Origin of the sequence: Aeromonas sp. 604282, assembly GCF_049170575.1 — a bacterium.
In the GTDB taxonomy this organism is placed as follows: domain Bacteria; phylum Pseudomonadota; class Gammaproteobacteria; order Enterobacterales; family Aeromonadaceae; genus Aeromonas; species Aeromonas veronii_A.
This window is the reverse complement of sequence record NZ_JAAKMV010000005.1, coordinates 40,197-52,571: the sequence shown is the minus strand read 5'-3', so window position 1 is coordinate 52,571 and position 12,375 is coordinate 40,197. Positions and strand designations below refer to the sequence as shown.

The following is a 12,375-nucleotide window of genomic DNA, read 5'->3' as shown; positions in this document are numbered from 1 at the left end:
CGGGACGGCTCACTTGGGCTGTTTGAGGGCCCCGGCGAGTTCAATCTGCACCTTGACCCCCTCCTGCTTGAGCGCCGTGGCGACGGCGTTCAGATCGGTACCCGGCTTGGCTTCCAGCAGGGCGATGCCGCCGCTGCTCTGCTTGAAGCGCAGGCCGTGACGGCTGGCCAGTGCGCTGGCCTGGTCGTCATCGGCTTCCACCAGCAGGGTGCCGCTGACGGTGAGCTCGGGGCTGACGGCCCCCTGCATCAGCACATCGCCACGGTGCAGGGTCTGCAGCGGTTCCTTGCCATCGAGACTGCGGGTGGTTCGCGACTTGCTGCCATGGTCGGGGATGAGGTAAGTCTGGCCATTTACCTCTATAGTGCGGTACTGCTTGCCCTCCAGAGTCACGGCTTCTGCCGCCACAGCATTAAGCACGAGGGGGGCCAACAGGCTGGCCAGCAGTAAGGTAACCGGTTTGTTCATGATAAAATTCCTCGCTTGTTAGCTGTGGTTGGCGTTGTGGCCAAGGATCCGCAAGGACCACTCGATCAGCTTGCCTGGCTGGCGGTTGTTGCGCTCGGTCAGGGTGGTGCGCTCACGGGTCTGGAGACTGAGCAGAGAGACCTCGCGATTACCGTTGGCAACGTCGGTTACTTCCAGTCGCCAGGCTCCTTGTGCCGGTTCACCATAAAACTTGTGGGAGAGCAGGCGCATGTCACGCAAGCCCTTGGTGCGCACATAGCCCATTTTTTGCAGATCGAGCGACTGGCCAACCAGGCTGTTGAACGGGTTCAGCAGTATGCTGCGGGTACCGGCGGGGGAAACCAGTTCGATCAGCAGATCGGGCAGACGCTGGTGATCCAGGCTGACCGTGACCTGTACCGCTTCGACGGTCAGCGGGGTTGCGACTGTGGCGGTCGAACTGGTCGGGCTATTGCCCACATCGGCAATGGCAGAGGAGGCGCGATCCACCGGTTTGACCTTCAGCCATGGCAACTGAACCAGTGGCGGCAGTGGCTGGTGAGTGGCCGCCAGCGCGAGAGCCTTGTTGACATCGATCAGGCCAAAGCCATAGGTGGGACTGAACCACATGCCGGCGGCATTGCGCTCCCACCCTTCCAGTCCCTTGACCTCACGGCGTTTTCCGGTGCTGCTGGTGTAGCTCACCATGACCGGAGGGTGTGCGGCATCAACCCGGGTAGCACTGCGTGCCAGCAGATCCCGTTGGTCCCGCACCGACAGATCGGGATAGGCAGACATTAGCAGCGCCATGGCGCCAGCGGTGCTCGGGGTCGCCGAAGAGGTGCCGTTCATCACACCGTTGTAGTCACAGCTGGCATCCAGTTGCAGGTTGCCGTGCAGCCGGTTGCTACTGGGATCATCGGTACGGTTGTAGCCCATGTCGCAACCGGGTAGATCCGTGGTGACCATGGCGGGGGAGTCGGTGCCATATTCGCCACCGGTGGCGCTCAGGAAGACGTTGCTGCCGACGCTGGAGTAGGAGGATCTGACACCATCTGCGTTGAGCGCACTTACCACCAGGTTCCAGAAGTTACTGTTCGAGGGGTCGATATTGCTGTTTTCAAACGGCAATTTGGGGCCGCTGCCGGTGCGGTTCAGCACATAGCCACCTGCCGCTATTCTGTTGAAGCCGTTGCCGGCAGCCTTGATATAGGCCGCCCCTTGCCGCTTGAGGGTCTGTTGTTCGAACAGACGATCGAGTTGCACCTGATCGAGATCGTTGGCCGGACGGGGATCCACCAGGCTCATGCCGTAGCTCTGGTTGAAGACCCGATTGTCGCGGCTGGCCTCGCTGTCGCCAAGGGCGTAGAGCCAATCCTGCTGTAGCTGTTCACTCTCGTCATCAAGCAGATTGAATCCCTGCAACTGGGCGCGGGGGGCGATCCCCTTGGTGCCTATGGTGTTGTCCACCGCGGCGATAATGCCCGCCACCGAGGTGCCATGGGCGGTATCCGGATTGGTCGGGGTCGGGTCATCGCTGCCGGTTACCACATTTTTTGAACCCGGACGCACGTTGTCCGCCAAATCCGGGTGGCCGATGGCCAAGCCATCATCCACTACCGCGATATTTATACCCTGTCCCAGCACGCCGGTACGGTGTGCCCACCAGAGGTTGAGGTCATTGCCTGCGATTCCTGCCCTGGCACTGAAGCCATCCTGGCCGCTGTTGAGCAGATACCACTGCTGATCCTGCAGCGGGTTGATGCCGAGCAGGCAGCGTTCCGTGCTGCTGCGGCCAGTATCCAACCCGCTCTCCTTACCGCTGAGCGGGACACAACTTTCACTTGCCTGAACGAGTGCAACTGGCAGTGTCGACAGCAGCGCTGTGACCGTCAGCGCTAACGATGTTTGCTTCATTATTTTTAAACTCCATCTTATAGGGCACCTTCCTGGGTGCGAATGGAATCTACACATGGATAATGAAGAGTCAAAAGAGCTCGTTTTCATAAGTTTGATAAGATTCAAAGAAATCTGATCTTTTTTGTGGTAGGTATTCCATTGAGGCTTTCAGTGTGCTCTATTGAGAGCATTTATCATTTGCAATTATTGATCTTTCTGTAATTAACTGGCGTGGGTTGCAACCTGCTTTCGTGACTGTCCGATGCGCCGGCTGTGTGGGCATCATCTTGGCTCCCTTCTCTTTATCACCTGGCTTATTACCTTTCTCGTTTTTGTTGCTTGGCACCGGGCGCTGACTCTGATAGCTTGCTTTAAATGGCCGTTTAGATGTCTGGATTTCCATTTTCGACTCTGACAATCCGGCATCACTCGATAAATCTGCAGACAGGGAGTCTTTTATGTTGCGTGGTACCTTCCGCTTTTGTTCCGTATTGTTGCTGGCAAGCAGTCAGGCCGGCATCGTCCTGGCAGCCGATCCGGCCAAACAGGAGATTGTGATTGGCACTACCGTGGGGGATTTTGCCGACATGGTGACCGACTCCATCAAGCCACAGCTGGAGGCCAAGGGGTACAAGGTCAAGCTGGTGGAGTTTACCGACTATGTCTCCCCCAATATTGCGTTGGCCGACGGGTCGCTGGATGTGAATTGTTTCCAGCACAAACCCTATCTTGAAAGCTTTGCCAAGGATCGGGGGTTGTCGCTGGCACCTATTACCCAGGTGCCAACAGGCCCGATGGGGCTCTATTCCGGCAAGCTGGTCGCTCTCGACAAGGTGAAAGAGGGGAGTACAGTGGCCATCCCCAACGATCCCACCAATCAGGCGCGGGCGCTGTTGATGCTGCAGGATCTCGGCTGGCTTACTCTCAAGGAGGGGATCAATCCGCTCAAGGCGAGCGAATTTGATGTAGTGCGCAACCCGCACAACCTCAAGCTGGTACTGCTTGAAGCTGCACAACTACCTCGCGCTCGGGAGGATGTGGATTTTGCGGTGATAAACGGCAATTTCGCCGCCTCCAGCGGTATCCCGTTCACTGAAGGTCTCTTCCTGGAGCGTAGCTACGACTTTATCAACTGGGTGGTGGTAAAAAGTGCCGATGCGGACAAGCCCTTTGCCAAAGATGTGGCAGCAGCCTACAACTCGGCGGCCTTCAAGGACTATGCGATAAAGCGTTTCGTCGGCTACAAGTACCCGCAAGGGTGGGGGGGCTAAAGCCGGTCAGGGTGGAACGATTACGATATGGCATAAAAAAACGCCCCGGATTCGGGGCGTTTTACTGGGACAAAACCATCAGTGCCAAGGTCAATGATTGCGATAGAATCGGTTCAGCTCGTTCATCACCTGGATCATAGCGCCCATATCGGGAGTGCCATGTTTGATCGGACGATAGCTGTTGCGCTCCAGCAGTTCGAAGTCACCCTGTTTGTTGAAGTGGGTGATGGTGTCGCCTTCATAAATAGCGAAGTCGTTCTGATCCCCGGCCAGTAGCCAGTTACGCGGGCTGGTGTCGAACAGAGAGCGCCCCACACTGTAGTCCCGTGGCGGGTTGCGCACGCCCAGCAGGCTCTGCATCAGGGTCGGGGCCAGATCGAGATGGCTGCTCGGTCGCTCCACGACCTGGCTGCCACGTCCCGGCCAGGCAATTACCATCGGCACCTGAACCTGATAAAGGGAGTAGTTGTTGCCAGCGCCCCAGCTGTTGCTATGGGTATCGTTGAACTCCTGGCCATGATTGGAGGTGATCACCACCACAGTATTGCTGTCCATCCCCTGCTGTTGCAGCTTGGTCAACATATCTTCCAGCAACTGATCGGTATAGAAGACCGAGTTTTTGTAGCGATTCTCCAGTTTCTGCAGGTTTTCCGGCCGATAGGCGGTGGCCGGGTTGAAGTTGGTCAGCTCAGGCTGGAACGGCCCCTTCATGGTCGCGGGAAGTTGATAGTCGCCCGGGCTGGAGAGGTAGACCAGCGAGAACCAAGGGCGCTCCGGGGTGCGCTTCTCCAGCCACTGCTGCCAGTCGATCAGCAGCTTGCCATCATCGACCTGTTCGGAGACAAACACCTGTTTACGCAGACCGGAGAGGATGCTCTTGCGATACTTCTGGGCATCTTCCATCGCACCGAACAGCCCGAACTGGTAATCCTGGCGCAACATCTCGTCAAACAGCACCGGTGGACGCTTGTCGCTGCTGATCTCTTTGTAGTAGTGGCCGGGCAGGCCGTAAAAGAGGCCGAACATGCCCATCAAGTCGTCGTTTCCGGCACTGAGGTGATTGCGGAACGTCAGATGCTGATCCGCATAGCGCTGCAGATTGGGCATGTTGATGTTGTTGAGCATGTCAAAGCGCAGGGAGTCGACCACCACAATCAGTAGATTGCTGTGGGTCTGGGGGGCATTGACATTGAGCGGGCGCAGTGGGTAGTGCATCCTGCTGTCGCCTTCATCTCGCTGGGAGGCCGCCTGCTTCTCGTACTGATCCAGATCCAGCCAGCCATGTTTGGCCAGGAAGGAACGGGCCGTCATGGGGTAGGAGAGCGGGAAGTTGGCGCGCTGCATGGTGATGGGCTGATAGAGAGTGGCATCCGCCCAGCTGTTGACCACGTGGGTCAGGATAAAGCAGATCAGCAAGGCCAGCCCCACCTGATTGCCGTACTGACGGCGTTTGCGCTTGTTGATCTTGCGCCAGACATAGGCCGACAGCAGCAGCTGCAGCAGGAAGATGGTGGGGACGGCAATAAAGATAATGCTCCAGATCGAGCCCTCTTCGGTCTGGGCTTGATCCAGCAGCAATTGCCACACCTGGGCATTGAGGTGGAACTTGAATAGCCGGAACACCTGGGTGTCGATCAGCAGCAGCACCAGTGCCAGTGTCGCCACAATGGCGGAGATGAAACGCAGCGGTTTCTCTTTGGGCAGCAGGAAGCTGAGTGGGAAGATCGTCAACAGGTAAGTGACAAAACTTAAAAAAGAGAAGTGGCCAATCCAGCTTACAACGAGATAGACCACGCCAAGCGTGGTCGACGGCCAGTTGATGGCACCCAGATAGCGGGTGGCAATCAGCATGGCCAGAATGATGTTGAAGAAGGAGAACCAATGCCCCCAGGTGATCAGGCGAGAGACATTATCACGATAGGGGTTACCGGTTTCGACCATAGTGATCCATCTGCGTTGAGAAACGTCAAATCAACAGAGTCGCAGGACTCAGTGTGTGTCATGGCGGTTATCGACCGATGCGGTCAGGGCCTGGACAAACTTTTCTGTGATGGCCTGGCGTTGTGCCGGAGCCATACCATTGATGATATTGGTGGTCAGGTTGCCGAGCACCATCAGACTGAGATCCACCGGCGCTTTATGCTTTTCCAGGGCGGTGATCAGGTCGTTCATCAGGGCGTCAAACTGCTCGTTATTGTACTTTGATACGATGGGCATAATCTTCAGTTCATCTCGGTTCAAAGCGCCTTATAATACTTCACCCTTTCGGCTAACACTATGGCTTTGTGACATGAGTCTCGATATCGACAAGATCATTCTTCACTCCCTGCGCCAGGGCGGCGATGGTCAACCTCACGCCGACACCCGCAGCCAGCTTCTGCCTGCTGACGAGGCAGTACAGGGGCTGATGGCGGAGCTGCACCGCATTTACAATGGCAAGGGGGGCAAGGGCTTTGGCTTTTTTGCAGACCCCGAGGCCGCCGTCGCCGAGCTGGCTGACGGTGAAGAGGCTCCCAAACAGCCTTCTCCCCTGTTTCGCATTGCGCTGGAAAAACTGCTCGACGAGCAGCTCGAATTCGTCCCCTTCTCGGTGGAGATGACCCAGCTGCTGGTCAGGCAACTGGTGGAGCACGCCCTTGACGAGCAGGGGGTACTGCTGTTTGCCAAGTACAACTACGTGGGGGTTGACTACCTGATGATCGCTCTGCTGGAAGGCAAGGAGAGCGTCACCGTCAGCGAAGCGCTGGAGTTGCGTCATATCCAGTATCTCGATATCGGCAAACTCAATCTGGTGGCTCGTATCGATTTGACCGAATGGAAAACCCAACCGGATTCGCGCCGCTATATCACCTTCAGCAAGGGACGTATCGGTCGCAAACTGGGCGATTTCTTTATGGATCTGCTGGGGGCCCGTGAGGGGATGGATGCCAAGGTGCAGAATAAAGGCTTGCTGCAGGCGGTAGAAGATTATTGCGACAGTCGCCAGCTCGAACCGACCGAGCGCAATGACTATAAAAAGCAGGTCTTCAAATATTGCTCCGAACAGGCGAGTGCCGGTGAAGAGATCGAGATCAAGGAGCTGTCAGCAGAATTGCCCGGCGATGGCGATCTCGATTTTTACAGCTTTATCGGTCAGGAGTATGAGCTGGAAGAGCGTTTCCCGGCTGACCGTTCCACCCTGCGCGGCTTGACCAAGTTTGTCGGCTCCGGGGGCGGCCTGACCCTGAGCTTCGAGCAGAAACTGTTGAACTGCAGGGTGTTTTATGACCCGCAGACCGATACCCTGACCATCAAGGGGGTGCCGCCAAATCTCAAGGATCAGCTGCTGCGCCAGTCATAATGTGATCCGGCCTTCATTTTTGGCAAAAAGACACCGCAGTTCGCTGCGGTGTCTTTTTATTTAATGGGGCAGGGGGCAGCGAAACCAACTCGGTGCTTTGTTAACAAATTAAACAGAATTATCCATATGAAAGGGTTTTCAATGAGGTGAAAACCCTTTCAATCGTGTTTTTTTATTTCTATTTGGTAATTTAATTTCTTGCATTGGCGAGAAATATGCCAATAAATGGCGCTAACCCCCTGAAATAAGAAAATGTTTTCAAAACTTTCTGGAAGGAAATACGTAATTGCATTTCAAAAATGCGAGTTGCGTCATGTGAGCCGTTTGCCGCTTGGGATAATATTCATCTCGCACACAATGCTCTTACAGCGCGGAACTAATACAAGGAAAGGCTCATGAAAAAGAAATTGCTGTCATCCCTGATCGGTCTGGCCACTCTTGGTGTCGCTTGCTCTGCTACTGCTGCCATCGATGAAGGCCAGCTGACCATCTGGATCAACGGTGACAAGGGATACAACGGTCTGGCTGAAGTGGGTAAGAAGTTTGAAGCAGAAACCGGCATCAAGGTTACTGTGGCTCACCCGGATCAGGTTGAAGTGAAATTCCAGCAAGCCGCAGCCACTGGCAACGGCCCGGACATCTTCTTCTGGGCTCACGACCGTTACGGTGAGTGGGTCAAAGCCGGTTTGCTGGTCCCCGTGACCCCGAACGCTGCCACCAAAGGCAAATTTGAACAGCTGGCATGGGATGCCATGACTGTTGATGGCAAAACCTATGGTTACCCGGTTGCCATGGAAGCGGTCAGCCTGATCTATAACAAAGACCTTCTGCCCGAGCCGCCGAAAACTTTCGAAGAGATCGCCAAGATTGACGAGACTCTGAAGAAAAACGGCAAGCGCGCCATCATGTGGGCTTATGACACCCCGTACTTCAGCTACCCGCTGGTGGCTGCCAACGGTGGTTACGCCTTCAAGAAAACCGCTACCGGTTATGACGTTAAAGATACCGGCGTGAACAATGCGGGCGCCAAGATGGGCGTGGGTTACATCTCCGAGATGATCAAGTCCGGTCACCTGGAAAAAGGCATCGACTACGGTGTGATGGACGCCAAGTTCAATAAGGGCGAAGTGGCCATGATGATCAACGGTCCCTGGGCTTGGAGCAACCTGGACAAGAGCGGCATCAAGTACGGTGTAGCACCGCTGCCGACCTTGAATGGCAAACCGGCTAAAGCCTTCGTTGGCGTACTGGGTGCCACCATCAACGCCGCCAGCCCGAACAAGGATCTGGCCATCGAGTTCCTGGAAAACTACCTGTTGACCGATGCCGGTCTGGCGCCGGTTAACGCCGACAAGCCGCTGGGTGCAGTCGCGCTGAAATCCTTCCAGAAGACCCTGGAATCCGATCCGCACATCAAGGCCACCATGCTGAACGCCCAGGCTGGCGAGCCGATGCCGTCCGTTCCCGAGATGAGCCGTTTCTGGTCCTCCTTCGAAACAGCCCTCAAGAACGTGACCTCCGGTCGTCAAAGTGTTGATGAAGCACTGGATACCGCTGCCAAGCGTATCGTTCAGTAAGCTTGCACCACCCGGGAGGCCGCAATGGCCTCCCACTCTCTCAAATCTCTCTTGGCGTTATAAAGGTTAATTGGCATGGAAGTAGTACCTTCTGTTGAGTCCTATGCCGGTCCGAAGGATAAGCACACCTGGCTTAAGTGGACCATCGCGGCCCTGGTCGCCATCCTCAACGGCTATGCAGCCGTGATGATGTACGCCAGTGGCGAGTGGGTATTCGCGCTGCTGGATCTGGTGGTGGTATCCGTCGGTCTGTATGTCTTCATGAACAAGAAGACCTATGCCCATCGCTACATCTTTCCGGGTGTCGCGGGCATGGTTGTATTTATCATCTTCCCTCTTGCCTACACCATTGGCATTGCCTTCACCAACTATTCGGGATCCAACTTGCTCTCCATTGAGCAGGCGCGGGACTACCATCTGAAGAAAACCTACAAGGTGGCGGGCGGTGAATTCGATTTTACCCTGCTGGGTGGCGACAACGGCCAGTTCCAACTGCTGCTGACACAGGAGCAGCAATCCTATCTCAGTCAACCGCTGGCTCTGATGAACAACAAGGCTCGCGAGTTGGCAGTGCGTGAGGGTAGGGTTCAGAACCTTGCCCAGGAAGTCCGGCTCGAGCCCGTTACCGGCGACGTCACCGGTAAAGCGACACCGATCCGCGCCATCGTTGACCATCGCACCCATCTGAGCGCGCTCGATCTGGTGCTGCCTGATGGTACCACTCATCTGACCCTGAGCAGCCTGCGCAAGTTTGCCGCCCAGAAGCAACAGTACAGCCGTCTGACGGATGGCGCCGTGCTCAAGTCCGGCGTGGTGATCAAGGACAGCAACTTGCTGCGTGACAACCAGAGCGGTGAGCTGATGCTGCCCAATGGCGAGACCGGTTTCTATCAGTACATCGATGAACAGGGACAGTTTGTCGGCAAAAGCGTGGCTCCGGGCTTTGTGGTGAGCGTGGGGTGGAAAAACTTCGCCCGCATCGTGACGGACCCGGGTATTCAGGCGCCGTTCCTGCAGATCTTCGTCTGGACCGTGATCTTCTCTGCCTGTTCCGTGGCGTTCACCCTGGCTATCGGCATGGTGCTGGCCTGCCTGGTGCAGTGGGAATCTCTCAAGGGACGCGGCTTCTACCGGGTCATGCTGATCCTGCCTTATGCCATTCCGGCGTTTATCTCCATCCTGGTGTTCAAGGGGTTGTTCAACCAGAACTTCGGTGAGATCAACATGTTCCTGGAAGCGGCGTTTGGCATCAAGCCGGACTGGTATACCAACCCCTTCCTGGCCAAAGTGATGATCCTGATTGTCAATACCTGGCTCGGCTACCCCTACATGATGATCCTCTGCATGGGCCTGCTCAAAGCCATTCCGGAAGATCTCTATGAAGCGTCCGCCATGGACGGTGCCGGCCCGGTGCAGAACTTCTTCAAGATCACCGTGCCGCTGTTGATGAAGCCGCTGACACCGCTGTTGATTGCCTCGTTCGCCTTCAACTTCAACAACTTCGTGCTTATCCAGTTGTTGACCAACGGTGCGCCCGACATCATCGGCGCCAGCACCCCGGCCGGTACCACCGACTTGCTGGTGAGTTATACCTACCGGATTGCGTTCCAGGGATCGGGTGGTCAGGACTACGGTCTGGCCAGTGCCATCGCCACAGCCATCTTCCTCATCGTAGGTGCGCTGGCGCTGCTCAACCTGAAATTGTCCAAAGCCGACAAGCAGCTGTAAGGAGGCTTCAACATGGCAATCGTACAACCCAAATCAGTCAAATACCGGGTGTGGGCAACCCACCTGGTCATGTGGGGCTTCCTGGCGTTGATCATCTTCCCGTTGATCATGGTTATCGCCATCTCGTTTCGTAACGGTAACTTCGCCGTAGGGGAGATCATCCCCTCCAATCCGACGCTGGATCACTGGAAGCTGGCACTTGGCATCTCCATCACCAACGCCGACGGCAGCATCACGCCGCCGCCGTTCCCGGTGCTGACCTGGTTGTGGAACTCCATCAAGATCGCCGGCATCACTGCCCTGATGATCGTGACGCTCTCCACCACCTGTGCCTACGCCTTTGCCCGCCTGCGTTTTCGTGGCAAGTCCACCATCCTGCAGGGCATGCTGATTTTCCAGATGTTCCCGGCGGTACTGGCGCTGGTGGCTATCTACGCGCTCTTTAACAAGATTGGTGACTATATCCCCTGGCTCGGTCTCAACACCCACGGTGGCCTGATCCTGGCGTACATGGGCGGTATTGCCCTCCACGTCTGGACCATCAAGGGCTACTTCGAGACCATCGACTCCTCCCTGGAGGAGGCGGCGGCCATCGACGGTGCGACCCCGTGGCAGGCATTCCGTCTGATCCTGTTGCCCCTGTCGGTACCCATCTTGGCGGTAGTGTTTATTCTGGCCTTTATCGGTTCCATTACCGAGGTGCCCATGGCCTCCATCCTGTTGCAGGATGTGAACAATCTGACCCTGGCGGTCGGGGCCCAGCAGTACCTCTATCCACAGAACTACCTGTGGGGTGATTTCGCGGCGGCCGCAGTGCTCTCCGGTTTTCCCATCACAGTGGTGTTCCTGTTGGCACAACGCTGGCTGGTTGGCGGTCTGACTGCCGGTGGTGTGAAAGGTTAAGTTTATGGCCGGGGGAGCTGACTCCCCCCGCTATCACGATTTGCAAAGATTCAAGAGCGGAGCTCGTCATGGCTGAAGTAGTACTCAACAACGTTCGCAAAAATTACGATCCGGCTGTTCACAAGGACACCCTGCGCAACATCAACCTCTCCATCAAGGAGGGCGAATTCATTGTCTTCGTCGGCCCGTCCGGCTGTGGTAAATCCACCCTGCTACGGATGATCGCGGGTCTCGAGGACATCACCAGTGGTGAGTTGACCATCGGCGGTCGCTATATGAATGACGTGCCGCCAGTCGAGCGTAACGTGGGCATGGTATTCCAGTCCTACGCCCTCTATCCCCACATGAACATCTACGAGAACATGGCCTTCGGTCTGAAGCTCAAGAAGATGGACAAGGAGAACATCCACAAGCGGGTGATGCGCGCCGCCGAGATCCTGGGTCTTGAGCCGCTGCTGGACAGAAAGCCCAAGGCGCTCTCCGGTGGTCAGCGTCAGCGGGTTGCCATCGGTCGCTCCATTGTGCAGCAGCCGCAGGTGTTCTTGTTTGACGAGCCGCTCTCCAACCTGGATGCCGCGCTGCGGGTCAAGATGCGGATCGAGATTGCCAAGCTGCACAAGGAACTCAACTCCACCATCATCTACGTGACCCACGATCAGGTGGAAGCGATGACCCTGGCCGACAAGATCGTGGTGCTGAGTCCGCTCAAGGCCGATGCCGCCAGCAACCTGGAGCAGTTCGGTTCACCGCTGGATCTCTACCACAACCCGGACAACAAGTTTGTGGCCGGTTTTATCGGTTCGCCCAAGATGAACTTCCTGGCCGCCGAGCTGATGGAGATTGGCGAGCTGGAGTGCGTGGTCAAACTCTCTACCGGCGACAGCGTGCGGGTGCGGGTCGATGCCCGTCGTGGCGCGGTGGGTGACAAGGTTGAGCTGGGCATCCGCCCGGAGCATCTGGTGCCGCTGAGCCACGCCCATGCCGACAGCAAGCTGAGCGGCGTAGTGCAGGTTGCCGAGCATCTGGGGGCCGAATCATTCGTCTATATGGATGTGGATGGTCACGACTTTACCGTCAAGACCACCTCCGACGTCGATGTGGCGACCGGTCAGAGCTATAGCGTGGGTATTCCGGCCGAAGCCTGCTATCTATTTGATGCCAAGGAGCAGGCGTTCCCGCGCACGGCCAAATATATCCGTACCTGATTTTT

10 protein-coding genes are annotated in these 12,375 nt (G+C 56.5%); 6 read left to right on the top strand and 4 right to left on the bottom strand.

The window, feature by feature from the left end:
- Positions 1 to 9: 9 nt before the first annotated feature.
- A complete protein-coding gene (locus G5367_RS08150) occupies positions 10 to 471 on the bottom strand; it encodes a serine protease chaperone (protein WP_421236086.1) in 462 nt (153 codons plus the stop codon).
- A gap of 15 nt (positions 472 to 486) precedes the next feature.
- Positions 487 to 2,364, bottom strand: coding sequence for a S8 family serine peptidase (locus G5367_RS08145; protein WP_421243950.1), 1,878 nt, complete (start codon positions 2,362 to 2,364; stop codon positions 487 to 489).
- A gap of 440 nt (positions 2,365 to 2,804) precedes the next feature.
- On the opposite strand from G5367_RS08145, the gene G5367_RS08140 reads away from it, so the two are divergent.
- A complete protein-coding gene (locus tag G5367_RS08140; RefSeq protein WP_216979026.1) occupies positions 2,805 to 3,617 on the top strand; it encodes a MetQ/NlpA family ABC transporter substrate-binding protein in 813 nt (270 codons plus the stop codon).
- Between the two features lie 90 nt (positions 3,618 to 3,707).
- Here G5367_RS08140 and G5367_RS08135 read toward each other — a convergent pair whose 3' ends face one another.
- Positions 3,708 to 5,558, bottom strand: a complete 1,851-nt coding sequence (locus tag G5367_RS08135; protein ID WP_005344698.1) for a DUF3413 domain-containing protein — start codon at positions 5,556 to 5,558, stop codon at positions 3,708 to 3,710.
- 48 nt (positions 5,559 to 5,606) lie between these two features.
- Positions 5,607 to 5,834 carry a YejL family protein gene (locus G5367_RS08130; RefSeq protein WP_005344699.1) on the bottom strand — a complete coding sequence of 76 codons (228 nt, stop codon included), beginning with the start codon at positions 5,832 to 5,834 and terminating at the stop codon, positions 5,607 to 5,609.
- A 73-nt stretch (positions 5,835 to 5,907) separates the two neighbouring features.
- Between G5367_RS08130 and yejK the strand changes: the two genes are divergently transcribed.
- From yejK to G5367_RS08105, 5 genes are all read left to right on the top strand, one after another.
- Positions 5,908 to 6,957 (top strand): nucleoid-associated protein YejK, encoded by a 1,050-nt coding sequence (yejK, locus tag G5367_RS08125; protein WP_337073030.1) that lies wholly within the window; start codon positions 5,908 to 5,910, stop codon positions 6,955 to 6,957.
- Between the two features lie 395 nt (positions 6,958 to 7,352).
- A complete protein-coding gene (gene malE / locus G5367_RS08120; RefSeq protein WP_005344703.1) occupies positions 7,353 to 8,534 on the top strand; it encodes a maltose/maltodextrin ABC transporter substrate-binding protein MalE in 1,182 nt (393 codons plus the stop codon).
- Between the two features lie 75 nt (positions 8,535 to 8,609).
- On the top strand, positions 8,610 to 10,262 hold the full coding sequence (gene malF / locus G5367_RS08115) for a maltose ABC transporter permease MalF (RefSeq protein WP_421243949.1): 1,653 nt from the start codon (positions 8,610 to 8,612) through the stop codon (positions 10,260 to 10,262).
- 12 nt (positions 10,263 to 10,274) lie between these two features.
- Positions 10,275 to 11,165 carry a maltose ABC transporter permease MalG gene (malG, locus tag G5367_RS08110; protein WP_041209357.1) on the top strand — a complete coding sequence of 297 codons (891 nt, stop codon included), beginning with the start codon at positions 10,275 to 10,277 and terminating at the stop codon, positions 11,163 to 11,165.
- Between the two features lie 68 nt (positions 11,166 to 11,233).
- Positions 11,234 to 12,370 carry an ABC transporter ATP-binding protein gene (locus G5367_RS08105; RefSeq protein WP_421243948.1) on the top strand — a complete coding sequence of 379 codons (1,137 nt, stop codon included), beginning with the start codon at positions 11,234 to 11,236 and terminating at the stop codon, positions 12,368 to 12,370.
- Positions 12,371 to 12,375: the final 5 nt, after the last annotated feature.

Bases quoted from the DNA above. Each gene is read 5' to 3' on its own strand.
- malF (WP_421243949.1), top strand. From the start codon at position 8,610: ATGGAAGTAGTACCTTCTGTTGAGTCCTATGCCGGTCCGAAGGATAAG.
- yejK (WP_337073030.1), top strand. From the start codon at position 5,908: ATGAGTCTCGATATCGACAAGATCATTCTTCACTCCCTGCGCCAGGGC.
- G5367_RS08140 (WP_216979026.1), top strand. From the start codon at position 2,805: ATGTTGCGTGGTACCTTCCGCTTTTGTTCCGTATTGTTGCTGGCAAGC.
- G5367_RS08135 (WP_005344698.1), bottom strand. From the start codon at position 5,558: ATGGTCGAAACCGGTAACCCCTATCGTGATAATGTCTCTCGCCTGATC.
- G5367_RS08105 (WP_421243948.1), top strand. From the start codon at position 11,234: ATGGCTGAAGTAGTACTCAACAACGTTCGCAAAAATTACGATCCGGCT.
- malE (WP_005344703.1), top strand. From the start codon at position 7,353: ATGAAAAAGAAATTGCTGTCATCCCTGATCGGTCTGGCCACTCTTGGT.
- malG (WP_041209357.1), top strand. From the start codon at position 10,275: ATGGCAATCGTACAACCCAAATCAGTCAAATACCGGGTGTGGGCAACC.
- G5367_RS08145 (WP_421243950.1), bottom strand. From the start codon at position 2,364: ATGAAGCAAACATCGTTAGCGCTGACGGTCACAGCGCTGCTGTCGACA.
- G5367_RS08130 (WP_005344699.1), bottom strand. From the start codon at position 5,834: ATGCCCATCGTATCAAAGTACAATAACGAGCAGTTTGACGCCCTGATG.